The 24308-nt window shown below is 56.1% G+C and carries 24 protein-coding genes and 3 tRNA genes; 17 read left to right on the top strand and 10 right to left on the bottom strand.

Annotation, left to right across the window (positions count from 1 at the left end; translation table 11 throughout):
- Nucleotides 1–60: 60 nt before the first annotated feature.
- A complete protein-coding gene (locus ACQG03_RS03120) occupies nucleotides 61–1125 on the bottom strand; it encodes a GGDEF domain-containing protein (protein WP_023305406.1) in 1065 nt (354 codons plus the stop codon).
- A gap of 216 nt (nucleotides 1126–1341) precedes the next feature.
- Here ACQG03_RS03120 and ACQG03_RS03125 point away from each other — a divergent pair, with 216 nt between their 5' ends.
- Nucleotides 1342–1611, top strand: coding sequence for a DUF1435 domain-containing protein (locus tag ACQG03_RS03125; RefSeq protein ID WP_026080652.1), 270 nt, complete (start codon nucleotides 1342–1344; stop codon nucleotides 1609–1611).
- 42 nt (nucleotides 1612–1653) lie between these two features.
- Here the strand turns inward: ACQG03_RS03125 and ACQG03_RS03130 are convergent.
- The 4 genes from ACQG03_RS03130 to rsmC all read right to left on the bottom strand — a co-directional run bounded on the left by ACQG03_RS03130 (nucleotide 1654) and on the right by rsmC (nucleotide 3146).
- Nucleotides 1654–1740: transfer RNA gene (locus ACQG03_RS03130), tRNA-Leu, on the bottom strand.
- Between the two features lie 32 nt (nucleotides 1741–1772).
- Nucleotides 1773–1858, bottom strand: a tRNA-Leu gene (locus tag ACQG03_RS03135).
- 28 nt (nucleotides 1859–1886) lie between these two features.
- Nucleotides 1887–1973: transfer RNA gene (locus tag ACQG03_RS03140), tRNA-Leu, on the bottom strand.
- A 144-nt stretch (nucleotides 1974–2117) separates the two neighbouring features.
- The gene (gene rsmC / locus ACQG03_RS03145; RefSeq protein WP_032625390.1) at nucleotides 2118–3146 is read right to left on the bottom strand and encodes a 16S rRNA (guanine(1207)-N(2))-methyltransferase RsmC; all 1029 of its coding nucleotides are present in this window, start codon (nucleotides 3144–3146) and stop codon (nucleotides 2118–2120) included.
- Nucleotides 3147–3248: 102 nt separating this feature from the next.
- Between rsmC and ACQG03_RS03150 the strand changes: the two genes are divergently transcribed.
- From ACQG03_RS03150 to ACQG03_RS03185, 8 genes are all read left to right on the top strand, one after another.
- Nucleotides 3249–3662, top strand: a complete 414-nt coding sequence (locus ACQG03_RS03150; RefSeq protein WP_022646978.1) for a DNA polymerase III subunit psi — start codon at nucleotides 3249–3251, stop codon at nucleotides 3660–3662.
- Nucleotides 3631–4074: a ribosomal protein S18-alanine N-acetyltransferase gene (gene rimI / locus ACQG03_RS03155; protein WP_063163158.1), complete on the top strand. Its 444-nt coding sequence runs from the start codon at nucleotides 3631–3633 to the stop codon at nucleotides 4072–4074. Before ACQG03_RS03150 ends, rimI begins: the two co-directional genes overlap by 32 nt.
- 19 nt (nucleotides 4075–4093) lie before the next feature.
- The gene (yjjG, locus tag ACQG03_RS03160; RefSeq protein ID WP_022646980.1) at nucleotides 4094–4771 is read left to right on the top strand and encodes a pyrimidine 5'-nucleotidase; all 678 of its coding nucleotides are present in this window, start codon (nucleotides 4094–4096) and stop codon (nucleotides 4769–4771) included.
- 92 nt (nucleotides 4772–4863) lie between these two features.
- Nucleotides 4864–6453, top strand: a complete 1590-nt coding sequence (gene prfC, locus ACQG03_RS03165; protein WP_022646981.1) for a peptide chain release factor 3 — start codon at nucleotides 4864–4866, stop codon at nucleotides 6451–6453.
- A 304-nt stretch (nucleotides 6454–6757) separates the two neighbouring features.
- Entirely contained in the window at nucleotides 6758–7375 is a 618-nt protein-coding gene (osmY, locus tag ACQG03_RS03170) for a molecular chaperone OsmY (protein WP_022646982.1), read from the top strand.
- Nucleotides 7376–7500: 125 nt separating this feature from the next.
- Nucleotides 7501–7662 carry a DUF1328 domain-containing protein gene (locus ACQG03_RS03175; RefSeq protein WP_003856556.1) on the top strand — a complete coding sequence of 54 codons (162 nt, stop codon included), beginning with the start codon at nucleotides 7501–7503 and terminating at the stop codon, nucleotides 7660–7662.
- A gap of 122 nt (nucleotides 7663–7784) precedes the next feature.
- Entirely contained in the window at nucleotides 7785–8837 is a 1053-nt protein-coding gene (locus ACQG03_RS03180; RefSeq protein WP_023299272.1) for a patatin-like phospholipase family protein, read from the top strand.
- Nucleotides 8834–9616 (top strand): TatD family hydrolase, encoded by a 783-nt coding sequence (locus ACQG03_RS03185; RefSeq protein WP_022646984.1) that lies wholly within the window; start codon nucleotides 8834–8836, stop codon nucleotides 9614–9616. The genes ACQG03_RS03180 and ACQG03_RS03185 overlap by 4 nt, the downstream gene beginning before the upstream one ends.
- Here ACQG03_RS03185 and ACQG03_RS03190 read toward each other — a convergent pair.
- The gene (locus ACQG03_RS03190) at nucleotides 9611–10471 is read right to left on the bottom strand and encodes a YjjW family glycine radical enzyme activase (RefSeq protein WP_022646985.1); all 861 of its coding nucleotides are present in this window, start codon (nucleotides 10469–10471) and stop codon (nucleotides 9611–9613) included. The two genes, ACQG03_RS03185 and ACQG03_RS03190, sit on opposite strands and share 6 nt — an antisense overlap.
- Nucleotides 10446–11981, bottom strand: coding sequence for a YjjI family glycine radical enzyme (locus ACQG03_RS03195; protein WP_063163157.1), 1536 nt, complete (start codon nucleotides 11979–11981; stop codon nucleotides 10446–10448). Before ACQG03_RS03195 ends, ACQG03_RS03190 begins: the two co-directional genes overlap by 26 nt.
- A 263-nt stretch (nucleotides 11982–12244) precedes the next feature.
- Here ACQG03_RS03195 and deoC point away from each other — a divergent pair, with 263 nt between their 5' ends.
- The 4 genes from deoC to deoD all read left to right on the top strand — a co-directional run bounded on the left by deoC (nucleotide 12245) and on the right by deoD (nucleotide 16568).
- The gene (gene deoC / locus ACQG03_RS03200; protein ID WP_038415274.1) at nucleotides 12245–13024 is read left to right on the top strand and encodes a deoxyribose-phosphate aldolase; all 780 of its coding nucleotides are present in this window, start codon (nucleotides 12245–12247) and stop codon (nucleotides 13022–13024) included.
- Nucleotides 13025–13123: 99 nt separating this feature from the next.
- The gene (deoA, locus tag ACQG03_RS03205) at nucleotides 13124–14446 is read left to right on the top strand and encodes a thymidine phosphorylase (protein ID WP_063163156.1); all 1323 of its coding nucleotides are present in this window, start codon (nucleotides 13124–13126) and stop codon (nucleotides 14444–14446) included.
- A gap of 53 nt (nucleotides 14447–14499) precedes the next feature.
- On the top strand, nucleotides 14500–15723 hold the full coding sequence (gene deoB, locus ACQG03_RS03210; protein WP_022646989.1) for a phosphopentomutase: 1224 nt from the start codon (nucleotides 14500–14502) through the stop codon (nucleotides 15721–15723).
- A gap of 125 nt (nucleotides 15724–15848) precedes the next feature.
- A complete protein-coding gene (gene deoD / locus ACQG03_RS03215) occupies nucleotides 15849–16568 on the top strand; it encodes a purine-nucleoside phosphorylase (RefSeq protein WP_003856538.1) in 720 nt (239 codons plus the stop codon).
- A gap of 85 nt (nucleotides 16569–16653) precedes the next feature.
- Here deoD and lplA read toward each other — a convergent pair whose 3' ends face one another.
- Together lplA and ACQG03_RS03225 are read right to left on the bottom strand one after the other, a co-directional pair.
- A complete protein-coding gene (lplA, locus tag ACQG03_RS03220; protein ID WP_063163155.1) occupies nucleotides 16654–17670 on the bottom strand; it encodes a lipoate--protein ligase LplA in 1017 nt (338 codons plus the stop codon).
- Nucleotides 17671–17709: 39 nt separating this feature from the next.
- On the bottom strand, nucleotides 17710–18354 hold the full coding sequence (locus ACQG03_RS03225) for a YtjB family periplasmic protein (protein WP_015572615.1): 645 nt from the start codon (nucleotides 18352–18354) through the stop codon (nucleotides 17710–17712).
- 117 nt (nucleotides 18355–18471) lie between these two features.
- Here ACQG03_RS03225 and serB point away from each other — a divergent pair, with 117 nt between their 5' ends.
- From serB to nadR, 3 genes are all read left to right on the top strand, one after another.
- Nucleotides 18472–19440 (top strand): phosphoserine phosphatase, encoded by a 969-nt coding sequence (gene serB / locus ACQG03_RS03230; protein ID WP_003856524.1) that lies wholly within the window; start codon nucleotides 18472–18474, stop codon nucleotides 19438–19440.
- A 75-nt stretch (nucleotides 19441–19515) separates the two neighbouring features.
- Entirely contained in the window at nucleotides 19516–20901 is a 1386-nt protein-coding gene (gene radA / locus ACQG03_RS03235; protein WP_003856523.1) for a DNA repair protein RadA, read from the top strand.
- 35 nt (nucleotides 20902–20936) lie between these two features.
- Nucleotides 20937–22169, top strand: a complete 1233-nt coding sequence (gene nadR / locus ACQG03_RS03240; RefSeq protein ID WP_015572616.1) for a multifunctional transcriptional regulator/nicotinamide-nucleotide adenylyltransferase/ribosylnicotinamide kinase NadR — start codon at nucleotides 20937–20939, stop codon at nucleotides 22167–22169.
- A 99-nt stretch (nucleotides 22170–22268) separates the two neighbouring features.
- Here nadR and ACQG03_RS03245 read toward each other — a convergent pair whose 3' ends face one another.
- Nucleotides 22269–23270 carry a zinc-binding alcohol dehydrogenase family protein gene (locus ACQG03_RS03245; RefSeq protein WP_022646991.1) on the bottom strand — a complete coding sequence of 334 codons (1002 nt, stop codon included), beginning with the start codon at nucleotides 23268–23270 and terminating at the stop codon, nucleotides 22269–22271.
- Between the two features lie 107 nt (nucleotides 23271–23377).
- Between ACQG03_RS03245 and ACQG03_RS03250 the strand changes: the two genes are divergently transcribed.
- Entirely contained in the window at nucleotides 23378–24277 is a 900-nt protein-coding gene (locus tag ACQG03_RS03250; protein ID WP_022646992.1) for a LysR family transcriptional regulator, read from the top strand.
- Nucleotides 24278–24308: the final 31 nt, after the last annotated feature.

Here is a 24308-nt window from a genome sequence, read left to right on the forward strand (position 1 = left end):
AATCCTAACTATAGATAAAACCGAGCGCAAGCGTTTTATCCTGGCGCTGTGAAGGCGGTTTCAGGCGATATGAAGCTCGTCGCTCAGCAGAATGCTGTTGCGTCCCATATGCTTGGCTTCATAGAGGGCTTTATCGGCTTTCGCCAGTGCGCCATCAACGTCTTCACCTTCGAACATGGCTATGCCAATGCTGATGGTCACGTTAGTGGCGACGCTTTCGTTAAACATGTGGGGAATTTTGAGATCGTAAACCTTCTGACGTATGCGTTCAGCTGTCTGGCGCGCTTGCTCCAGTGGGATGTTACTTAACAGCACCATAAATTCTTCCCCGCCAAACCGGGCGACAACATCGCGTGAGCGCACGGCGTCGCGGATCGCAGCCGAGACCCTGATCAAGGCCTGATCGCCCATCATATGGCCGTAATGATCGTTGTAGGCTTTGAAATGGTCGATATCCATCAGCAGCACAAAGTGCTCGCCAGCGTCAGGCCTGGGGAGGTTCTCAAGCCGGCTTTGCAGCCCGCGACGGTTATATAGGCCGGTGAGCGGGTCCATCATGCTGAGATCGGTCAGGGTTTCACGCTCTTCGAGCAGTTCGGAAAGCAGCTCCTGGGCGAAACGGTCATTACGCCGCTGAAGAACATGATGGATACCAATGGCGACCACCGGCAGCGCGAAAAAATAGGCCATTCTCAACCAGTTTTCGGACGGGCTAAGCCACAGGCAGGATATAAAAGCGGGAAATGAATGTAACGTAAAGGCTTTAATATTACTGGCGAAAGCCAGAGACCCTATAAAAAGCACTGTTAATAGCGCCATCATTAAATAGGTTGCGTGATCGTGCGTTATTAACAGAAATTTTGAGACGATCTGCCATGCCCATAAAAACCCAAAAATAGCTGAAACAGCAGGGATATTTATTTTTCGCGTGCTATTTTTCCAGTGCCAGATAAGTAAGCCAGTGCTGGCAGTCAATACGGCAAACAGGGGGACTGATAACACACGAACGGAATAGAGAGGGTTTGTTACCGAGAACAATGCTGATGCAGCGTTCAGAAATAAAAATAAACGTAAAGAAAGCTGATATTTCTTGTTGACTAAGGACAGCCAGGATTGTGATGTCATATGCGTGCGTTTTTATTAAAACTCAATTAAAACAATGAGCAAGGTGTTGTTATGTATTATTGGTCGCTACAAAATTGAATTTTTATTATCAGAAAAACGTTATCGGAAGTTAACAGGTGGGCAATTTATCACCTTACACATTCTCTGTCATTATGGGAAAGCAATTGCTGGCGCAATTTCTTACGTCGCATGCTGACAAGTGATAATTATTATCATATGATACTGGTTATCATTATCAGTGCGAGAGGTGAAACCATGTTGAGCAAAGCGCTGGGAAGTGGGTGGGGAATATTGCTGCCTGGTTCCATTATCGGTGGGCTGATGTTTGCCGATCTTCCCATTGATGTCTGGAAAGCAATGATTGTTTCGGGCTTGCTGGTGACATCCGCGATGATCTGGCACAAACAGTTACGGCATTACGTGCTGTTGCCATCATGCGTTGCGCTAATCAGTGGACTGCTGGTGATTCTGATGAGTTTGAAATAAAAGGGAAAAACAAGAGGTACTGCTGAAGGGATGTAAGATAATTGGTGCGAGGGGGGGGACTTGAACCCCCACGTCCGTAAGGACACTAACACCTGAAGCTAGCGCGTCTACCAATTCCGCCACCTTCGCACAGTCATCTTACTGGTTTGATATCGCCTCGTTGGTGCGAGGGGGGGGACTCGAACCCCCACATCCTAAGGACACTAACACCTGAAGCTAGCGCGTCTACCAATTCCGCCACCTTCGCCCAGTGCGAGCAATATCAACGTGATTTATGGTGCGAGGGGGGGGACTTGAACCCCCACGTCCGTAAGGACACTAACACCTGAAGCTAGCGCGTCTACCAATTCCGCCACCTTCGCATACCATCGACACTGTAAAAGTATCGTAACCACGGAGGCGCATTCTAGATGTTTTCAGCTTTACGTCAACAGAAAATTGCGCACGTTGTTTTGATTGCTGCAAAAATGGGCGATGGCAGCGTCAGCCATCGCCGGGCAGGGGAATTACTTTTTCGCCTGGCGCGTCATCACGGTGCGATACACCTTAAAGCGGCCTGTCTGGGCGATTACTTCGTGGAAGCCGAAGGTTTCATCCAGCACTTTCGGATACGCCAGGAAGGCATTCGCCACAATACGTAGCTCACCGCCGCTGTTAAGGTGACGGGTTGCGCCACGGATCAGCGTTTGCGCCGCTTCAAGGCTGGTCTCCATCCCGTCGTGGAACGGCGGGTTAGAGATGATCATGTCAAAGCGACCGGTCACGTCGGAGAAGACGTTGCTGGCGATCACTTCGCCTTCAATGCCGTTCGCAGCAAGCGTGGCGCGGCTGGCTTCTACCGCCGGGGCGCTCACGTCACACAGGGTTAAACGCACTTTTGGTGAGTGGCTGGCGAGAACCGTTGACAGCACGCCCGCGCCACAGCCGACATCCAGCACCTTGCCCTTGGTGTGCGGCGTCAGGGTGGACAGCAGCAGCTTGCTGCCCGTATCAAGCGCGTCACGGCTAAACACACCCGGCAGGGTTTTAATGGTCAGGCCGTCAAGCTGGTACTCGTCCCAGAAGGTGTTGGCATCAAAAGTGGTCTGTTTTTCCAGACGGCCATGATACAGGCCGCAGCGTCGGGCGCTGTCGATTTTCGTCAACGGCGCGTAGCCTTCGAGCATCTGCTCTGCGCTTCGCACCCCGCTGCGGTTCTCACCGACGACAAAAATATCGCAGCCGACCGGCAGCAGAGAAAGCAGGTTCATCAGCTGGAACTGGGCTTCCGGTTTGTTCTTCGGCCAGTAGTAAATGAGCGTATCGCAGTCAGCAATATCGCTCTGCTCCGCCACCAGGCTAAAGCGTGCGCGCTCGCCCATCTGGCGGCTCAGCACCTGCCAGTGGTGGTAGTATTGGGTGTGGGCACGGCTTTCAGCACAGTCGAAACGTGCGGGCAGGTCATCCTGCATATCTCCGGCAAACAGAATACGGCTTTCTTCGAAATCATCACTGTGACGCAGCAAGACTTCACTTGCCGGGGTAAATGCAGACATGAATTGTTCCTCAATAAACTCAGGCGGGGATTATAGTAGGTAGATGGCGCAGTTTCGACACATTTGCTATATTTGCGCGCCTGAGAGACAGGAGTTTTCGCTATGACATCCCGACGAGACTGGCAGTTGCAGCAGCTGGGCATCACCCAGTGGGCTTTGCGTCGCCCGACGGCGTTGCGGGGCGAAATAGCCATCTCCATCCCTGCGCATGTCCGCCTGGTGATGGTGGCAGAAGCGCCGCCTGCCCTGAACGAACCCCTGATTGAGGATGTCCTTCGCACCCTGAAGGTGACAAACGATCAGGTATTACAGCTGGCGCCCGAAAGCGTCGCGATGCTTCCCCCTGACAGCCGCTGTAACAGCTGGCGAATCGGGGCGGTGGATGAGCTACCTCTTGAAGGAAGCCAGATCAGCTCGCCAGCGCTGGACGAACTGAAAGCCAACCCAAAAGCGCGTAGCGCGCTATGGCAACAAATTTGCGAATATGAACACGATTTCTTCCCTCACGACGGCTGACCTGGCCACCGCGTTCGCGATTGAAACACGCGCCCATGCCTTTCCGTGGAGCGAAAAGACGTTTGCCAGCAATCAAGGCGAACGCTATTTAAATCTCCGCGTGGACGTTGACGGTGCGATGGCCGCGTTCGCCATCACGCAGGTCGTTCTGGACGAGGCGACGCTGTTTAATATCGCGGTCGATCCCGCTTACCAGCGCCGCGGGCTGGGCAGGGATCTGCTTGAGCACCTCATTCGTGAGCTGGAAACCCGTGACGTTTTCACCCTGTGGCTGGAGGTGCGCGCGTCCAATGTCGCCGCCATCGCGCTCTATGAAAGCTTAGGCTTCAACGAGGCGACTATCCGCCGTAACTACTACCCCACCGCAGAGGGACGTGAAGACGCCATTATCATGGCTCTGCCGATTGGATAACGAAAATAAGGTTGTAACGATGAAATGGGACTGGATTTTCTTTGATGCCGACGAAACGCTGTTTACGTTTGACTCGTTCGGCGGCCTACAGCGGATGTTTCTCGACTATAGCGTGACGTTCACCGCGGAAGATTTTCAGGACTATCAGGCGGTGAACAAGCCGCTGTGGGTGGATTACCAGAACGGAGCCATCACCGCGTTACAGCTTCAGCATCAGCGTTTTGACGTCTGGGCTGAACGGTTAAACATCAGTCCTGGGGTGCTGAACGAGGCCTTCCTGAATGCGATGGCGGATATCTGCGCGCCGCTGCCCGGCGCCGTTTCTCTGCTGGATTCGCTGAAAGGGAAGGTGAAGCTTGGGATCATTACCAACGGCTTTACCGCGCTTCAGCAGATCCGCCTTGAACGCACTGGCTTGCGCGATCATTTCGACGCGCTGGTGATCTCCGAAGAGGTAGGCGTGCCGAAGCCGGATCCGCGTATTTTCGATTATGCGCTGGCGCAAGCGGGCAATCCTGACCGCGATCGCGTGCTGATGGTGGGGGATACGGCAGAATCTGATATTCTGGGAGGTATGAGATCGGGCCTGTCGACCGTCTGGCTGAATGCGCATGGCCGCACGCTGCCGGAAGGCATCGAGCCGACCTGGACCGTAACGTCATTGAACGAACTGGAGCAGCTCCTGTGTAAACAATGATTGCCTGCCCCCTGTTGATGGGTAAAATAGCCGCATTTTTCGTATTCCATGATGCGCGGCCTGCTGCCGCGCTTACCTAAGAAGAATTGATTATGACGTTGTCTCCTTATCTGCAAGAGGTGGCCAAACGCCGCACTTTTGCCATTATCTCGCACCCGGATGCCGGTAAAACGACCATCACCGAGAAGGTGCTGCTGTTCGGACAGGCGATCCAGACCGCGGGTACCGTTAAAGGCCGTGGCTCCAGCCAGCATGCTAAATCCGACTGGATGGAGATGGAAAAGCAGCGTGGTATTTCGATTACCACCTCCGTGATGCAGTTCCCGTATCATGACTGCCTGGTGAACCTGCTGGACACCCCGGGGCACGAAGACTTCTCCGAAGATACCTACCGTACCCTGACGGCCGTGGACTGCTGCCTGATGGTGATCGACGCCGCGAAAGGTGTTGAAGATCGTACCCGCAAGCTGATGGAAGTCACTCGTCTGCGCGATACGCCGATCCTTACCTTTATGAACAAACTCGACCGTGACATCCGTGATCCGATGGAGCTGATGGATGAAGTGGAAAACGAGCTGAAAATCGCCTGCGCGCCAATCACCTGGCCGATTGGCTGCGGCAAGCTGTTCAAAGGGGTTTACCACCTCTATAAAGACGAAACCTACCTGTATCAGACCGGTAAGGGCCACACTATTCAGGAAGTCCGCATCGTGAAAGGGCTGGACAACCCGGAGCTGGACGCCGCTGTCGGTGAAGAGCTGGCCGCGCAACTGCGCGATGAGCTTGAGCTGGTCAAAGGCGCCTCTCACGAGTTCGACAGAGAACTGTTCCTGAGCGGTGACATTACCCCGGTCTTCTTCGGTACCGCACTCGGCAACTTCGGCGTTGACCATATGCTCGACGGTCTGGTTGAGTGGGCCCCGCAGCCGATGCCGCGTAAAACCGACACCCGCGAAGTAGAAGCGAAGGAAGAGAAGTTCTCCGGCTTCGTCTTTAAAATTCAGGCCAACATGGACCCGAAACACCGTGACCGCGTCGCCTTTATGCGCGTGGTTTCCGGTAAGTACGAAAAGGGCATGAAGCTGCGTCAGGTGCGTATTGGTAAAGACGTAGTGATTTCCGACGCGCTGACCTTCATGGCGGGCGACCGTTCCCACGTGGAAGAAGCCTATCCGGGTGACATCATTGGTTTACACAACCACGGTACCATTCAGATCGGCGATACCTTCACGCAGGGCGAGATGATGAAGTTCACCGGTATCCCGAACTTCGCGCCGGAACTGTTCCGTCGCATTCGCCTGCGCGATCCGCTTAAGCAGAAGCAGCTGCTGAAAGGCCTGGTCCAGCTTTCGGAAGAGGGGGCTGTACAGGTGTTCCGCCCTATCGCCAACAACGATCTGATCGTGGGCGCGGTGGGTGTGCTCCAGTTTGACGTGGTAGTTGCCCGTCTTAAGAGCGAGTACAACGTGGAAGCGATTTACGAATCGGTGAACGTGGCGACCGCGCGCTGGGTTGAATGTTCAGACGTGAAGAAATTCGAAGAGTTTAAGCGTAAGAACGAAGTTCAGCTGGCGCTGGACGGTGGCGATAATCTGACCTATATCGCCCCGACTATGGTTAACCTGAACCTGACGCAGGAACGTTATCCCGACGTTCAGTTCCGCAAAACGCGCGAGCATTAATTCCCTCACAGAGCACGGCAGCCGCCGTGCTCTTCTTTAATTCCAGTGTTATTAAACCCTTGCGGAATGTTCTTAATTCAACGTAATTTTTCGCTATTCGTTCGTTTTTTCCCCAATTCTGAATGCACCCCTCTGATTGTGATCTATATTTAACTCAGTGTTTAGCACCGGGCGTGGATGAATTAACTGTTCAATGCATGTCCACTGGTTCTCCATTTCGCCCGTGTGTTAATTCGCAATATATAAAACCAAGATTTAGGGAAGTATGTCGCCCAAATAACGGGCAAAACACAGGAATAAATCGATGAATATGACAAGACTGAAGATTTCTAAAACTCTGCTGGCCGTAACGTTGGGTAGTGTCCTGGTAAGCGGTTCTGCTCTGGCGGAATCCAGCACCATGGATAAAGCGCAAAATACCGCTAATACCGCAGGGGAAAAAATCGATAGCTCTATGAATAAAGTCGGTAATTTCATGGATGACAGCTCTATCACAGCAAAAGTGAAAGCCGCACTGGTGGATCATGAATCCATTAAGAGCACCGATATTTCTGTTAAAACCGACAACAAGGTTGTCACTCTGAGCGGTTTCGTTGAAAGCCAGACCCAGGCTGAAGAGGCCGTTAAAGTAGCGAAAGGCGTTGAGGGCGTAAGCTCTGTAAGCGACAAACTGCACGTACGTGACAGCAAAGAATCGTCGGTGAAGGGCTATGCCGGAGATGCAGCAACTACCAGCGAAATCAAAGCTAAACTGTTAGCTGACGACATCGTGCCATCCCGTATGGTGAAAGTTGAAACCACCGATGGCGTGGTCCAGCTGTCCGGTACGGTTGAGAACCAGGCACAAAGCGATCGTGCCGAGTCAATTGCGAAAGCTATTGATGGTGTGAAAAGCGTCAAAAACGATCTGAAAACGAAGTAAAGCAGTACCACTCGCCCGTCTGGCTGAAAACCGCGGGCGAAATAAAAACGACTCTGGAAAAGCCGGTGAGTGACCTGAGCGCTCACGTTTAGCGGCCGACATTAACTATGGTAAAGGAGAGGCTTATGTTTCGTTGGGGCATTATATTTCTGGTTATCGCGTTAATTGCCGCCGCATTGGGCTTTGGTGGACTGGCGGGTACCGCGGCATGGGCAGCGAAAATTGTTTTCGTCGTCGGTATTATTCTGTTCCTGGTCAGCCTGTTTACGGGTCGACGTCGCCCGTAGCAAACGCAATAGTTATTAAACAAACTCAAGCCAGTCCTCGTGACTGGCTTTTTCTCGTTTGAGAACCATCGGGAATGTGCGTTACTGTGTCTCATCAAAATAATGAAAACAGGAAGGCAGAGGTGGGGCAACGAATTCCCGTGACGCTCGGCAATATTGCGCCGCTGACGTTAAAACCGTTTCATGCAGGCCAGCTTGCGCTGGTCTGTGAAGGGGGTGGGCAGCGCGGTATTTTCACCGCCGGCGTACTCGACGAATTTATGCGCGCGCAATTCAACCCGTTCGATCTCTACTTCGGTACCTCTGCCGGGGCGCAGAACCTCTCCGCCTATGTCTGCAACCAGCCCGGCTATGCGCGCAAAGTGATTATGCGCTACACCACCTCCAAAGAATTCTTCAATCCGGTACGCTTCGTGCGCGGCGGGAACCTGATCGATCTCGACTGGTTACTGGATGCCACCTCCAGCCAGATGCCGCTGGCCATGGATACCGCGTCACGACTGTTCGATACCGGCAAAGCGTTCTGGATGTGCGCCAGCCGTGGCGATGACTATTCACCGGGTTACTTTTCGCCGCAGAAAGAGAACTGGCTGGATATCATTCGCGCTTCCAGCGCGATCCCGGGTTTCTACCGTACCGGCGCGCTGCTGGAGGGGATAAACTATCTTGACGGCGGTATCAGCGACGCGGTGCCGGTACAGGAGGCCGCACGGCGCGGGGCGAAAACCATTGTGGTGATCCGCACGGTGCCTTCTCAGATGTATTACACCCCACAGTGGTTTAAGCGGATGGAACGCTGGCTGGGCGACAGCAGCCTGCAACCGCTGGTGAATATCGCGAAGCAGCATGAAACCACCTACGGCGCGATGCAGCGTTTTATTGAAAAACCACCGGGCAAGCTGCGCATCTTTGAAATTTACCCGCCGAAGCCGCTGCTGAGCATGGCGCTGGGCAGTCGGCTGCCTGCGTTGCGTATGGATTACAAAACGGGGCGGCTATGCGGGCGATACTTCCTGGCGACCGTCGGGAAAATGCTGGCCGAGCAACCGCCTCTTCATCGGCATAAAAGCATCATATTGCCACCCGCTAGTGTGGCCAATGACGCGGTGGCGATGCCGTTGGTGGACGCGCCGCAGGCCAACGACGGCATACTCGATAACGAGGACCTGGCGTGACGCACTCTTTTATCGATACCCATTGCCACTTTGATTTCCCGCCGTTTAGCGGGGAGGAAACGTCAAGTATTGCGCGTGCGGCTGAGGCCGGTGTGAGAGCCATTATTGTGCCCGCTATTGAAGCGGCGAGATTCGAGAAAGTCCTGGCGCTTGCCCAGGGTCACGATGCGCTGTATGCCGCGCTGGGTCTGCATCCGATCGTGATTGAGCACCATCTTGATGACCATCTCGACAGGCTGGATGCCACGCTGCAAAACGCGGATACGAAGCTGGTTGCCATCGGTGAGATCGGCCTCGATCTCTATCGTGAAGATCCGCAGTTTGAACGCCAGCAGACGATCCTGGATGCGCAGCTCCGGCTGGCAAAGCGCCACGATCTGCCGGTGATCCTCCACTCCAGGCGCACCCATGACAAACTGGCGATGCACCTGAAGCGCATCGACGTGCCGCGCAGGGGCGTGGTCCATGGTTTCGCTGGAAGCCTTCAGCAGGCGCAGCGTTTTATCGAGCTGGGCTATAAAATTGGTGTCGGTGGCACTATCACCTATCCGCGTGCCAGCAAAACCCGGGATGTGATGGCGCAGCTCCCCCTGTCTTCGCTCCTGCTGGAAACGGATGCCCCTGACATGCCGCTCAATGGTTTTCAGGGCCAGCCCAACCGCCCGGAGCAGGCGGCGCGCGTTTTTGATGTGCTGTGTGAGCTGCGTCAGGAGCCTGAAGATGTGATTGCCAGCGCGCTGCTGGAAAATACTCGCGCAGTCTTCGGCATCACGCTATAGATAAAGGGCCGGGCGGATCACCGTGATCTGCTGCCGTTCCAGGGCCTGCGCCAGCGGCTCGATGTCCTCCGGCGCGGCGCTCCGCCATCGCGCCGCCTCCCCGTAAACCCCATGGGCATGAAACGCGTTGATCCGCACCGGAACGTTCCCCAACGCGTGGATAAAAGCGGTCAGCGATGACAAATGTTGCAGATAATCACACCGATCGGGGATCACCAGCAGGCGCAGCTCCGTCAGGCGATGACGATCGGCCAGCCAGCGGATGCTCTGCTTGATCAGCGTGTTTTCACGCCCGGTCAGAAAACGGTGATGTTCATTGCCCCAGGCTTTCAGATCCACCATCGCGCCGTCAAACACCGGTAACAGCTTTTGCCAGCCGGTTTCGTTTAACAGGCCGTTGCTGTCCACCAGGCACGTCAGATGGCGCAGGGACGGATCGGCTTTGATCGCGGTGAACAGCGCAACCACAAACGGCAGCTGCGTGGTGGCCTCACCCCCACTGACGGTCACGCCCTCAATAAACGGCGCGGACGTGCGGATCCGTGAGAGGATCTCCTCGACGCTGTATCGCTGCGCCATCGGCGTCGCCTGCTGCTGACACAGGTGCAGGCAGGTATCGCACTGCTGACAGTGACTCTCCTGCCACCAGACGCGCCCGGCCTGAATCGTCAGCGCATCATGAGGACAGTGGGGAACACAGTCGCCGCAGTCGTTGCAGCGCCCGATGGTCCACGGGTTGTGGCAGGTTTTGCAGCGCAGGTTACAGCCCTGGAGGAACAGCGCCAGGCGGCTGCCCGGCCCGTCCACGCAGGAGAAGGGAATAACCTGACTAACTAAAGCGCATCTGCTGTTCATGGCTTATCACGCGTGGCTGACGTTCCAGAATACGGGTATTGCGCGCGGCCTCCTCGCCGAGCCAGGTGGTGTTGGTGCGCGAGCCGGCCTCCCGATATTTCTCCAGGTCGGAGAGCCGCACCATATACCCGGTGACGCGCACCAGGTCGTTTCCGGCCACATTCGCGGTGAACTCACGCATACCGGCGTTGAACGCTCCCAGGCACAGCTGCACCACCGCCTGAGGATTGCGTTTAACCGTCTCATCCAGGGTGAGAATATCGCTGATCCCCGAATGATAGTGTTTATGGTGCGGGGCTACGGCCAGCAGGTGGCTGATGGGATCTGGCTCGTCACCGTACGGCAGACGCGCCCCCGGCGTGGTGCCTGAATCAGAACTGATCCCTGACTGCGCGTGCAGCATCGCGTGGTGCTGCCAGCCGTGTTTCACCGGCGTGTTTTCAACGAACGCCGCCAGCTGTTCACTGATGCGGTAACCCAGCGCATTGGCCTGCTCGTTTTTACCGTACCGTCCCGTAATGCCTGCTTTCTCGCACAGCACGTTTACCGCTTCGGCCAGACCGTACATGCCAAACATCGGTACAAAACGATCGGCATCAATCAGCCCCTCTTTCACCAGGAAGCTATTCTCAAAGAAGCCGGATTGTTCATATAAAAAATCGCAGCGCGCATTAATGATCGCGATTTGTTGCTGGCAGTAGTGGGGAAGGGTACGGGTGAAAAAGTCTTCCGGTGAGCGGCTGTGCTCCGCAATCGCTTTCAGGTTAAGGCGCACCAGCGTGCTGCCGCCGCCCGCCAGCGGCAGGGAGTTGTAACAGCTCACCACGCCATAACGACCTTTTGTGAAAATTTTATCATTCACCGGGCCATTGGAAATATGCGGCTTACTGCACTCACAAATGTTTTTCGCCACGCTCAGCAGCAGATCGTCAGGGGTGACGTCCGGGTCGTAAATAAAGGTCAGGTTCGGCGCGACCTGCTTCAGATCTGCGTCCGCTCGCAAAATAGCACGCGTGACGGGCGTATCCGCCGGGCCGATATTGGCATGCATAAAGGCATCGGGCAGGGTTCTGTCCAGGTAACGCCAGAAACGTTTTATTCGGCTATCGATTTCATCCTGTGTTAGAATTTTAACATATGGGTTGAGTATCTCATCGAGCTGACCCAGATAGACTGGCATCGATGTGACGGACGGAACATGGTGATAAAGGATAGTGAGCAGTGAGAGGGCATCATCCAGATCTTTCGCCCCTTCCAGCTCCAGCCATTCTGAGCCGTTAGCCAGAAATTTAGCGTAGTCCGGCAGCACGTAGCGCGGTTTGTAAGGCGCATGACCTTCGAACATGTCGCAGATGTATCCCTCGTCCAGCGCGGCGCGGGCCGCCTCTGGCAGAGCGGGATAGAACAGATTGTTCTCCGCTTCCAGCGCCAGAAAATGACGTTTTTGTTCCGGGGTTAACACCGGGCTGGTCACAATGTGCTGGCATCGTTGTTGCAGGGCGTCGGGCATGTTCAACTTCCTTGAGGGTTCTGCGGATGGTGAACGAATTGTAAGAAGCCAGCCTGCCGGGGCTTTTGATCCGACAGGGGGTATCGCTGCTTTTGTCGGCGGTTGACGCATGAAAGTTTGAAGAAGATCTCATTACAGTAATGCAAATTTGCACACAGTTTTCATTAACTGTGATGAATGTCGAAGTGTGGATGCGGGTGAATGTTAGAATACTCACAGACCCGCAAGGTAAAATTTATACGGCACTGCCGTTGGAGAATGTTATGACCGATTTAACTGCAAGCAGCCTGCGCGCGTTGAAACTGATGGACCTGACCACCCTGAATGATGACGACACCAATGAAAAAGTCATCGCCCTGTGCCATCAGGCAAAAACGCCAGTGGGTAATACCGCCGCCGTCTGTATCTACCCGCGCTTTATCCCGATTGCCCGCAAAACGCTGAAAGAACAGGGCACGCCGGACGTGCGCATTGCGACCGTGACTAACTTCCCGCACGGTAATGACGACATCGAGATCGCGCTGGCGGAAACCCGCGCGGCGATTGCGTACGGCGCAGACGAAGTTGACGTGGTATTCCCGTACCGCGCGCTGATCGCCGGCAACGAGCAGGTCGGTTTTGACCTGGTGAAAGCCTGTAAAGACGCATGTGCGGCGGCAAACGTGCTGCTTAAAGTGATCATCGAAACCGGCGAGCTGAAAGAAGAGTCGCTGATTCGTAAAGCGTCTGAAATCGCTATCAAAGCGGGCGCGGATTTCATTAAAACCTCTACCGGTAAAGTGCCGGTCAACGCGACTCCGGAAAGCGCGCGCATCATGATGGAAGTTATCCGTGATATGGGCGTGTCCAAAACCGTTGGCTTCAAACCGGCAGGCGGCGTGCGTACCGCAGAAGACGCGCAGCAGTTCCTGGCGATTGCCGACGAGCTGTTCGGCGCCGACTGGGCGGACTCCCGCCACTACCGCTTCGGCGCGTCCAGCCTGCTGGCCAGCCTGCTGAAAGCGCTGGGTCACGGTGACGGTAAGAGCGCAAGCAGCTACTAAGTTTGAATTGCCGGGTGGCCTACGCTAACCCGGCCTACAGGATCGTAGGGCGGGTCAACATACCCGCCGCCATTCACCCGATTCCGCATGGAGGTTACCGTGTTTCTCGCACAAGAAATTATTCGTAAAAAACGTGATGGTCATGCATTAAGCGACGAAGAGATCCGCTTCTTTATCAACGGTATTCGTGATAACACCATCTCTGAAGGGCAGATTGCGGCTCTGGCGATGACCATTTTCTTCCACGATATGTCGATGCCTGAGCGCGTGTCCCTGACCATGGCGATGCGAGATTCAGGAACCGTTCTGGACTGGAAAAGCCTTAACCTCAACGGCCCGATTGTGGACAAACACTCCACCGGCGGCGTGGGCGACGTGACCTCCCTGATGCTTGGCCCGATGGTGGCAGCCTGCGGCGGTTACATCCCGATGATTTCCGGGCGCGGCCTGGGTCATACCGGCGGTACGCTCGACAAACTGGAAGCCATTCCGGGCTTCGATATCTTCCCGGATGACAACCGCTTCCGCGACATTATTAAAGACGTTGGCGTGGCGATTATCGGCCAGACCAGCTCTCTTGCGCCAGCAGACAAGCGTTTCTACGCGACGCGTGACATTACCGCGACCGTAGACTCCATCCCGCTGATCACCGCCTCTATCCTCGCCAAAAAGCTGGCGGAAGGGCTGGACGCACTGGTGATGGATGTGAAAGTGGGCAGCGGCGCGTTTATGCCGACCTATGAACTCTCTGAGGCGCTGGCTGAAGCGATCGTTGGCGTTTCCAACGGCGCGGGAGTGCGCACCACCGCACTGCTGACGGACATGAACCAGGTGCTGGCGTCCAGCGCCGGTAACGCCGTTGAAGTCCGCGAGGCCGTGCAGTTCCTCACAGGCGAATACCGTAACCCGCGCCTGTTCGATGTCACCATGGCGCTGTGCGTTGAGATGTTAATCTCCGGCGAGCTGGCCAAAGACGACGCTGACGCGCGCGCGAAGCTTCAGGCTGTGCTGGACAACGGCAAAGCGGCGGAGATCTTTGGTCGGATGGTGGCGGCGCAGAAAGGCCCGACCGACTTCGTGGAAAACTACGCGAAATACCTGCCCACCGCGATGCTCAGCAAAGCGGTCTATGCGGACAGTGAAGGCTTTGTCTCGGCTATGGATACCCGCGCGCTCGGCATGGCGGTCGTGTCTATGGGCGGCGGTCGTCGTCAGGCATCGGACACCATTGATTACAGCGTCGGCTTTACCGATATGGCCCGTCTGGGCGACAGCGTTGACGGCCAACGTCCGCTGGCGGTGATCCACGCGAAAGACGAAGCCAGCTGGCAGGACGCGGCGAAAGCGGTGAAGGCGGCAATAACTCTTGACGATAAAGCACCGGAAACCACACCGACGGTCTATCGTCGTATCACTGAATAGCGGTATACTGATCTGATCGCATTTTTATGAAGCACTAAGTACGGAGAACAATTATGAAACGTGCATTTATTATGGTGCTGGACTCATTCGGCATCGGCGCAACCGAAGATGCAGAACGTTTTGGTGACGTGGGTTCCGATACCCTGGGTCACATCGCGGAAGCCTGTGCAAAAGGCGAAGCGGACAACGGTCGTAAAGGCCCTCTGAACCTGCCAAACCTGACCCGCCTCGGGCTGGTAAAAGCGCATGAAGGTTCTACCGGTAAAATCGCAGCCGGTATGGACGGAAACGCGGAAGTGGTGGGCGCCTACGCGTGGGCGCACGAGCTCTCTTCCGGTAAAGATACGCCGTCCGGTCACTGGGAAATAGCTGGCGTGCCGGTGCTGTTTGACTGGGGTTACTTCTCCGATCACGAGAACAGCTTCCCGCAGGAGCTGCTTGATAAGCTGGTGAAGCGCGCCAACCTGCCGGGCTACCTCGGCAACTGCCACTCTTCCGGTACCGTGATTCTGGATCAGCTCGGCGAAGAGCACATGAAAACCGGCAAACCGATTTTCTATACCTCTGCTGACTCTGTGTTCCAGATCGCCTGCCACGAAGAGACGTTTGGCCTGGATAAATTGTACGAGCTGTGCGAGATCGCCCGTGAAGAGCTGACCGAAGGCGGCTACAACATTGGCCGTGTTATCGCGCGTCCGTTTATCGGCGACAAAGCGGGTAACTTCCAGCGTACCGGCAACCGTCACGATCTGGCCGTGGAGCCACCGGCGCCGACCGTGCTGCAAAAACTCGTCGACGAGAAAGACGGCCAGGTCGTTTCCGTAGGTAAAATCGCGGACATCTACGCTAACTGCGGCATCACCAAAAAGGTCAAAGCGACCGGTCTGGATGCGCTGTTCGACGCCACCATCAAAGAGATGAAAGAAGCGGGCGACAAGACCATTGTCTTCACCAACTTCGTGGACTTCGACTCCTCCTGGGGTCACCGTCGCGACGTTGCCGGTTATGCCGCGGGTCTGGAGCTGTTTGACCGCCGTCTGCCAGAGCTGATGGAGCTGGTGGGGGAAGATGACATTCTGATCCTGACCGCTGACCATGGCTGTGACCCGACCTGGACCGGTACCGACCACACCCGTGAGCACATTCCGGTGCTGGTGTACGGCCCGAAAGTCAAACCGGGCTCGCTGGGTCATCGTGAAACCTTCGCGGACATCGGCCAGACGATTGCGAAATACTTTGGTACGTCTGACATGGAATATGGCAAGGCTATGTTCTAAACGGATTGGGTGAGGCCTGATGCCCTCACCCCGACCCTCTCCCACAGGGAGAGGGAGAACAGAATGTAGGCCGGGTAAGGCGCAGCCGCCACCCGGCAAAAACAACAATGTAAAAGGAACTGAAGATGGCAACTCCTCACATTAATGCAGAAATGGGTGATTTCGCTGACGTCGTATTGATGCCGGGCGACCCGCTGCGCGCGAAACACATTGCAGAAACCTTCCTGGAAGACGTGCGTGAAGTGAACAACGTGCGTGGCATGCTGGGCTTCACCGGTACCTATAAAGGCCGCAAAATCTCCGTGATGGGTCACGGCATGGGTATCCCATCCTGCTCCATCTACACCAAAGAGCTGATCACCGATTTCGGTGTGAAGAAAATCATCCGTGTCGGCTCCTGCGGCGCGGTGCGCATGGACGTTAAGCTGCGTGACGTGGTGATCGGCATGGGCGCGTGCACCGACTCTAAAGTCAACCGCATTCGCTTTAAAGATCATGACTTTGCGGCCATCGCTGACTTTGACATGGTGCGTAACGCGGTTGACGCAGCAAAAGCGCTGGGCGTTGACGCGCGCGTGGGCAACCTGTTCTCTGCCGATCTGTTCTACTCGCCAGAAGGCGACATGTTCGACGTGATGGAAAAATACGGCATTCTGGGCGTGGAAATGGAAGCGGCCGGTATTTACGGCGTGGCGGCTGAATTCGGTGCGAAAGCGCTGACCATCTGCACCGTGTCTGACCATATCCGTACTCACGAGCAGACCACCGCTGCCGAGCGTCAGACCACTTTCAACGACATGATCAAAATCGCGCTGGAATCCGTTCTGCTGGGCGATAAAGAGTAAGAGCTGTTGTGCCGGGTGGCGGCCTCGCCTGACCCGGCCTACGGTTTTGTAGGCCCGCTAAGCGCAGCGCCAGCGGGCTTTTTTACTAGCGCACGGCCTGAGCAATCCACGCCGATACATCCCGCAGCTCTTTTTCCTGCTCCGGAAAATCCCCAATTAATACATCACACTCCTGCTGCAACATATCCGCCCGATACAGACAGCCCTGTAAACGTGCGGCCAGCGCCTCCAGCGGTGCAGGATTGAGACTATCCGTAAAGACCTGCGTGCGGGTAATATGGCCCTTCTCCACGTCAAAGTGCAGCTCAACGCCGCCCCATGTAAATCGCTCATCCAGCAGGTGTGAAAACGCCGGTGCCTGACCGAAGTTCCACTCCCAGCTGCTCTGGCGCGCAAAGGTTTCCGCGAAATTTGGCAGGTCCGGGGTTTTATCCGGAGAAATCACCTCGGCTTCTACGCGTTCACCGTAATGCTTGAAAAAGGCTTCACGGATTGCATCGCAAATCTGCTCATGAGTAATCCCCGGCAGCAGATCCACCAGATTCGCCACGCGACCGCGCACGGAGGTAATGCCTTTCGCCTGGAGCTTTTTCTTGTCCGGGTTTAGATAGTTTGCCAGACGGCTCAGATCGGCATTCAGCAATAATGTGCCGTGGTGGAATCCGCGATCCATCGTTTCGCGGTAGGCTGAGCCTGACACTTTCCGGTCGCCTTCAGGTGTTTTCACTACCAGATCGTTACGACCCGAGGCTTCAGCCGTCACGCCGAGCGAATTGAGCGCGTTGAGCACAATGGAGGTCGAGATGGTTTTGTCGTATTCCGGCTTGCCCGCCATAAAGGTAAAGCAGGTGTTGCCGAGATCGTGGAACACCGCACCGCCGCCGCTGCTGCGGCGCGCCAGGCGGACGTTGTCCTCTTCCATACGGCGGGTGTTACACTCTTTCCACGGATTTTGCGCGCGGCCAATAACGACCGTATCAGCGTTGCGCCAGAGAAACAGGACGCGCTGGGTGGCGGGCATCTGGCGGAAGATGCACTCTTCCACCGCGAGATTAAACCAGGGATCGTAAGAGTCAGAGATAAGCAGGCGTAACGTCGACATGGCAGAGTTCCTTTTCCGAATCATCCGCCTACTTTATCACTATTCTTTCTTCTCGCTCTCTTCCTCTTCGGGAACCGATTTGCTGGCGGTTAACAGGAACGGCGACTGCTGCCAGCGGGTGCGCTTGCCTTGCAGCAGCGTGCGCGCCAGTACCACGCCAATCGCCAGCGAGAGCAGCAGCATCAGGCGCAAAATATTGGTGGTGTTATCCACCTGTTTGGCTTCGGTTGGCAGGGTGTGGGTGTCGAGTGTCAGACGTAAATAGCCGAGTGGGCCATTCTTGCCCTGAATGGGTTCAACGATTTGTTGATTGAAATAACCGCCAGCTTTTTTGCCGTCCAGCGCCAGCCTGTCGCGCACGTCGACATGCTCACCCGCGCGGGCAATCAGGTCGCCCTGTTCATCGTACACGCCCGCATCCAGAATGCGGCTGTTTTCCGTAAGCTGGCGCAATACCTGGGCTATCCGCTTGTCATCCGGCGTTTCGGTGCGCATAGACGGTGCAACGTTGAGCGTCACCTGGCGCGCCAGCGTACGGGCCAGTTCTTCAAACTGCGGGTTACGCTGTCGTTGGTGATTCTGGCTAAACCAGGATGCCCCCTGCATAAGCGCCACTAATAGTGCGAGACAGATCAGGACAATCACGGCGCGATGAAGCCGGAATTTCAGTTTTGCGCGAGCCATATTCCACCTGCTTAAAATTTACGGCTTAATGTTGCCAGAAGTGATGGTTACAGGGTAGCCTCATGCGTTATTTTCCCTCTGGAACCTTCCGGCGCGAACGAAATTACAGGAGCTTCAATGCCGAACATTACCTGGTGCGACCTGCCAACGGATGTCTCTTTATGGCCAGGATTGCCGCTCTCTTTAAGTGGCGATGAGGTGATGCCTCTCGATTACCACGCTGGCCGTAGCGGCTGGCTGCTGTACGGACGCGGCCTGGATAAGCAACGCCTCACCCAGTATCAAACTAAACTGGGCGCAGCGATGGTCATCGTTGCGGCCTGGTGCGTGGAAGATTATCAGGTTATTCGCCTGGCGGGTTCCCTGACGCAGCGCGCCACGCGTCTGGCGCACGACGCCGGGCTGGACGTAGCCCCGCTCGGCAAGATCCCGCATCTGAAAACGCCGGGCCTGCTGGTGATGGACATGGACTCCACCGCCATTCAGATCGAGTGTATTGACGAGATTGCTAAACTGGCGGGCAGCGGCGAGCTGGTGGCGGAAGTCACCGAGCGCGCGATGCGCGGCGAGCTGGATTTCACCGCCAGCCTGAGACAGCGCGTGGCGACCCTGAAGGGGGCCGATGCTAACATTTTGCGTCAGGTGCGCGATGAACTGCCCCTGATGCCAGGGCTGACGCAGCTGGTGCTCAAGCTGGAGACGCTCGGCTGGAAAGTGGCGATTGCCTCCGGTGGGTTCACCTTCTTTGCCGATTACCTGCGTGACAAGCTGCGTCTGACCACCGTGGTGGCAAACGAGCTGGAGATCATGGACGGCAAACTCACCGGACAAGTGATTGGCGACATCGTGGATGCGCAGTACAAAGCCAATACGCTGACGCGTCTGGCGGAGAAATACGCCATTCCGGTCGAACAGACCGTCGCCATCGGCGATGGCGCGAACGATCTGCCGATGATCAAAGTTGCCGGACTGGGTATTGCCTACCACGCCAAGCCGAAAGTGAATGAAAAGACGGAAGTCACTATCCGTCATGCTGACCTGATGGGCGTGTTCTGCATTCTCTCCGGCAGCATTAATCAAAAATAGCGGCCTGCTTTTGTAGGCCGGGTAAGCGTCAGCGCTATCCGGCGCGCAGACCGCACAGAAATAACGAGGTAAACCGTGGCGAAAGCTCCAAAACGCGCATTTGTCTGTAATGAATGTGGTGCGGATTATCCGCGCTGGCAGGGGCAATGCAGCGCCTGTCATGCCTGGAACACCATCACCGAAGTGCGTGGTGTGGCGGCTTCGCCGAGCGTGGCCCGCAATGAACGGCTGAGCGGCTATGCGGGCAATGCAGGCGTGTCGAAGGTACAAAAACTTTCGGATATCAGCCTTGAGGCGCTGCCGCGCTTCTCAACCGGATTCAAAGAATTTGACCGCGTGCTCGGCGGTGGCGTAGTGCCGGGCAGCGCTATTCTGATCGGCGGTAACCCGGGCGCGGGTAAATCGACCCTGCTGCTGCAAACGCTCTGCAAGCTCGCCGAACAGATGAAAACCCTGTACGTCACGGGCGAAGAGTCACTCCAGCAGGTGGCGATGCGCGCGCACCGCCTCGGTCTGCCGACCGGCAATCTGAATATGCTCTCGGAAACCAGCATCGAGCAGATCTGCATGATTGCCGAAGAAGAGCAGCCGAAACTGATGGTGATCGACTCCATTCAGGTGATGCATATGGCGGACATTCAGTCGTCACCGGGGAGCGTGGCGCAGGTGCGTGAAACGGCTGCGTACTTAACGCGCTTTGCCAAAACGCGCGGCGTAGCGATAGTGATGGTGGGCCACGTCACCAAAGACGGCTCGCTGGCCGGCCCGAAAGTGCTTGAGCACTGTATCGACTGCTCGGTGATGCTCGACGGCGATGCGGATTCCCGTTTTCGTACCCTGCGCAGCCATAAAAACCGCTTCGGCGCGGTGAATGAACTGGGCGTGTTTGCCATGACCGAGCAGGGGCTGCGCGAAGTCAGCAACCCGTCGGCCATCTTCCTGAGCCGTGGCGACGAAATTACGTCCGGTAGTTCGGTGATGGTGCTGTGGGAGGGGACGCGTCCGCTGCTGGTTGAAATTCAGGCGCTGGTGGATCACTCGATGATGGGTAATCCGCGGCGCGTGGCGGTCGGTCTGGAACAGAACCGCCTGGCGATCCTGCTGGCGGTGTTGCACCGTCACGGCGGCCTGCAAATGGCGGATCAGGACGTGTTCGTCAACGTGGTTGGTGGGGTGAAGGTTACGGAAACCAGCGCGGATCTGGCGCTGTTGCTGGCGATGGTCTCCAGCCTGCGTGACAGACCGTTGCCGCAGGATCTGGTGGTATTTGGCGAAGTAGGGCTGGCGGGCGAAATTCGCCCGGTGCCGAGCGGTCAGGAGCGTATCTCCGAAGCGGCAAAACATGGCTTCCGTCGCGCAATTGTTCCGGCCGCCAACGTGCCGAAAAAAATTCCGGAAGGGATGCAGGTTTTTGGCGTTAAAAAACTCGCAGATGCGTTAAATGTCTTTGACGACTTATAATTACGTATTCGATTTTGCAGGAGGCACCGTAATTTATGTCATCATTTGACTACATCAAGACCGCTATCCGCCAGAAGGGCTGCACGTTACAGCAGGTAGCGGACGCCAGCGGCATGACCAAGGGCTACCTGAGCCAACTGCTGAACGCCAAAATCAAAAGCCCCAGCGCGCAGAAGCTGGAAGCGCTGCACCGTTTTCTGGGGCTTGAATTTCCGCGGATGCAAAAGAACATTGGCGTGGTGTTCGGTAAGTTCTACCCGCTGCATACCGGGCATATCTATCTGATCCAGCGCGCCTGTAGCCAGGTCGACGAGCTGCATATCATCATGGGTTATGATGAAACCCGCGATCGCCAGCTGTTTGAAGACAGCGCCATGTCGCAGCAGCCCACCGTGCCGGACCGCCTGCGCTGGCTGCTTCAGACCTTTAAGTATCAGAAAAATATTCGTATTCATGCCTTTAACGAAGAGGGCATGGAGCCGTACCCGCACGGCTGGGACGTGTGGAGCAACGGCATCAAAGCGTTTATGGAAGAGAAGGGCATTGCGCCTAACTGGATCTACACCTCTGAAGAGTCCGACGCGCCACAGTTCCGCGAGCATCTGGGTATCGAAACCGTGCTGATCGATCCTAAACGCACCTTTATGAACATCAGCGGGGCGCAGATCCGCGAGAACCCGTTCCGCTACTGGGACTACATTCCGACCGAGGTGAAGCCGTTCTTCGTGCGTACGGTGGCGATCCTCGGCGGCGAGTCGAGCGGGAAATCGACGCTGGTGAATAAGCTGGCGAATATCTTCAATACCACCAGTGCGTGGGAGTATGGCCGCGATTACGTCTTCTCACACCTCGGTGGTGACGAGATGGCATTACAGTATTCCGACTACGATAAAATCGCGCTCGGTCATGCCCAGTACATTGATTTTGCGGTGAAATACGCCAATAAAGTCGCCTTTATTGATACCGATTTCGTCACCACGCAGGCGTTCTGTAAAAAGTACGAAGGACGCGAGCACCCGTTTGTGCAGGCGCTGATTGATGAATACCGCTTTGACCTGGTGATCCTGCTGGAAAACAACACCCCATGGGTTGCCGACGGCATGCGCAGCCTGGGCAGCTCGGTGGACAGGCGGGAGTTCCAGACCATGCTGGTGGAGATGCTTAACGAGAACAACGTTGAGTTTGTGCATGTGGAAGAGTCGGACTACGATTCCCGCTTCCTGCGCTGCGTCGAGCTGGTGAAGGAGATGATGGGGGAGCAGGGGTAAAAAACTTACCCCTCACCCCAAAGGGGAGAGGGGATCGCACGGAGCTGTCTTTACCCTCTCCCCCGTGGGGAGAGGGCAGGGTGAGGGGGAACAAACCACTCAATACTCAACCACCACTTTCCCACGCATATGCCCCTCCAGCACCATGCGGTGCGCTTCGGTAATGCTTTCCACGCTCAGCCCGTGCAGCGTTTCGCTGAGCGAGCTTTCCACCACGCCGTTATCCACCAGCTTCGCCACCTCATTTAAAATCTCGCCCTGGCGCGCCATATCCGCGGTCTGGTACATGCTGCGGGTGTACATAAATTCCCAGTGCAGGGCGGCAGATTTGGACTTCAGCTTGTCCTGGTTTAGCGGATGCGCATTTTCAACGATGGAACAAATGTGTCCCTGAGGGGCGATCAGATCGCTGACCGCATCCCAGTGCCCGTCGGTGTCGTTGAGGATAAAAATGTAATCCACAAAGGTGAGCCCCTGTTTCGCCAGTTCACCCTTCAGGTCGCGGTAATCTACGACAACGTCAGCCCCGCGATCGCGACACCATCGGGCGGAATCTTCTCGTGAGGCGGTTGCGACGATCTTCACCTTGCTGTTGTGCTTCGCAAACGGGATCGCCAGCGATCCGACTCCACCCGCGCCGCCAATTATCAGCAGCGTTTTATCTGCGTCGGCATCCTGAATCTTCAGCCGTTCAAACAGGCCTTCCCACGCGGTGAGCGCCGTCAGCGGCAGTGCTGCCGCAGAGGCCCAGCCAAGGTTTGCAGGCTTGTGCCCGACAATGCGCGCATCGATAAGCTGGTGCGTGGTATTGCTGCCCGGTCGGGTGATATCCCCCGCGTACCATACTTCGTCACCCGGTTTGAATTCGGTGACGCCAGCCCCGACGGCTTTGACGATCCCGCTGGCATCCCACCCGAGAATGCGCGGCTCCTTCAGTCCGCTTTTGGCAATGCCTGCATGTACTTTGGTATCCACCGGGTTTACGGAGACGGCTTTCACCTCCACCAGCAGATCGTACTCGCCGGGCTGCGGCATCGGCGGGGTAATTTCAACGAAGGTGGAGGGATTTTCTGGGTTAACGGCAATGGCTTTAACAGACATGATGTTCTCCTCAATGAATGCGTTGTGTTGAGGCTAGTCTATTAAGTGGTCAGCTGCATGATAAGATGGACAATCAAGAACTCAGCGTTCGTACAGGGTGAACAATCATGTTTAAACAGCTACAGGATATGGCGCTGTTTGCGCTGGTGGCTGAGATGGGCAGCTTTACTGCGGCGGCGCAGAAGGCTGAACTGCCGAAATCCAGCGTCAGCCAACGCATTAGCCAGCTGGAGCAGCAGGTGGGGATCCGCCTGCTTAACCGCACGACGCGCAGAATAAGCCTGACGTTTGCGGGCGAGCACTATCTGGTGCACTGCCGCGAGATGCTGGCGGCCAGCGAGCGCGCGGAGTATGCCATTCAGCGGCTGCGAGAAAACCCCAGCGGACGGCTGAGGATCACCTGTCCGGCAGGGATTGGCGCGACGCTGCTGGCGCATATGAATGCCGAGTTCCAGCTTCGCTACCCTGACGTGTCGCTGGATGTATCAATTTCAGACGATGTGGTGGATCTGGTCGAGTCGGGCTTTGACGTGGCGCTGCGCACCGGCAAACCGCAGGATTCTTCCCTGATTGGCCGCATGATTGGGCACTGTCCGCGCTACATGCTGGCCTCGCCTGACTATCTGGCACGTCGGGCGCCGTTAATCCATCCACGACAGCTGGTGGATCACCGCTGCATTACGCACCGGGCATGGTCGGAGTGGCTTCTGCGAAGCGAGAGTGAGGATTACCGCTACCTGCCGGATAACGCCCACATGACGGATAACCTGGTGTACGCCCGAGAATGCGCCATTGCCGGGGCGGGGATCACGCTGTTACCCGCATTCCTGCTGGAAGATAAAATCGAAAAGGGCGCGCTGGTAAAGGTGCTACCGGAGTGGCGCGTTGAGGGGAACGATCTCTGGCTGGCCTATCCGAGCCGTAAGCTCAATTCGCCTGCGCTGATGAGCTATATCGACTTTGCGATGCAGTTTGATGAGGTGAAGCGGTATTACGTGGGCAAATAAAAAAGCCGGGTGGCGGCTTCGCCTTACCCGG

The organism is Enterobacter cloacae complex sp. 342H5 (genome assembly GCF_050030905.1).
Lineage (GTDB): Bacteria > Pseudomonadota > Gammaproteobacteria > Enterobacterales > Enterobacteriaceae > Enterobacter > Enterobacter intestinihominis.